We start from the raw sequence: 1131 nt of genomic DNA on the forward strand, positions 1-1131 counted from the left end.
TGAAGTGGCCCCCGAAATTCGGACCAGGCGCTAAGCTCTGATCAGACCGACCAGGAGACCCTGATCATGAGCAAGAAACGTCGGCAGTACAGCAACGAGTTCAAGGCCAAGGTGGCCTTGGCTGCGCTGAAGGGCGATGAGACCACCTCGGCGCTGGCGGCTCGCTTCGAGGTACATCCCTCCATGGTGAGCCAGTGGAAGCGTGAACTGCTGGACAATGCCGCTGGCATCTTCGAGGGCAGCAGCGGCAAGGCCGCCCAGAAGAGCCAGGAGGAGATCGACACCCTCTACCGCGAGATCGGAAAGCTAACGGTGGAACGCGATTTTTTATCACGCAGGCTCGATCGTTGAGCCGGGCGCAGCGCCTGGCCATGATCGAGCCGCCATCTTCCGCCACCCCGAGCCTGAGACGGCAGTGTCAGCTACTCGGCATCAGCCGTTCCTCGCTGTATTACCAGCAGCGAGAGTGGCTCGCCGAAGATCTGGTGTTGATGCGCCTGATCGATGAGCAGCACCTGCTGACGCCGGTCTACGGCTCGCGCAGGATGACCGTCCATCTCAACCGGCTGGGCCACCGGGTCAATCGCAAGCGGGTAAGGCGCCTGATGCGTCAGATGGGGCTTCAGGCGGTCTATCCGCGCCCACGGACCAGCCTGCCGGGCAAGGGGCATCGGATCTATCCCTACCGGCTACGTGGCCTGACAATCGACCGGCCGAACCAGGTGTGGGCGACCGACATCAGCTACGTTCCGCTGGTCCGCGGATTCATGTACCTGGTGGCGGTGATGGACTGGCACAGCCGCCGTGTCCTGTCGTGGCGGGTCTCCAACACCTTGGACACGGACTTCTGTGTCGATGCGCTGGAGGAGGCACTGGCACGTCACGGACCGCCTGAGATCTTCAATACGGATCAGGGGTGCCAGTTTACCAGCCAGGCTTTCACCGGCGTCCTAGAGGCTCACGGCGTCACCATCAGCATGGACGGCAAGGGCTGTTACCGGGATAACATCTTCGTGGAGCGGCTCTGGCGTAGCGTAAAGTACGAGTGCGTCTACCTGAAGGCCTTCAAGGACGGGGCACACCTGAAGCAGGAACTGGGCCGCTACTTCGCTTGGTACAACCAGGAGCGGC

General features: G+C 62.1%; 2 protein-coding genes. Both read left to right on the plus strand.

Annotated features, from left to right (window positions below):
* Positions 1-66 precede the first annotated feature (66 nt).
* A complete protein-coding gene (locus tag Q0894_RS13980) occupies positions 67-351 on the plus strand; it encodes a transposase (RefSeq protein ID WP_299236443.1) in 285 nt (94 codons plus the stop codon).
* Positions 348-1131, plus strand: a 784-nt coding sequence (locus Q0894_RS13985) for an IS3 family transposase (RefSeq protein WP_299236446.1), incomplete at its 3' end; no start/stop codon positions are given. The genes Q0894_RS13980 and Q0894_RS13985, both read left to right, overlap by 4 nt.

Origin of the sequence: uncultured Halomonas sp. (assembly GCF_947501415.1) — a bacterium.
Taxonomy (GTDB): Bacteria; Pseudomonadota; Gammaproteobacteria; order Pseudomonadales; family Halomonadaceae; genus Halomonas.

Excerpts from the sequence above, each read along its gene's own strand:
- Q0894_RS13980 (WP_299236443.1), top strand. The coding sequence starts at position 67 with ATGAGCAAGAAACGTCGGCAGTACAGCAACGAGTTCAAGGCCAAGGTG.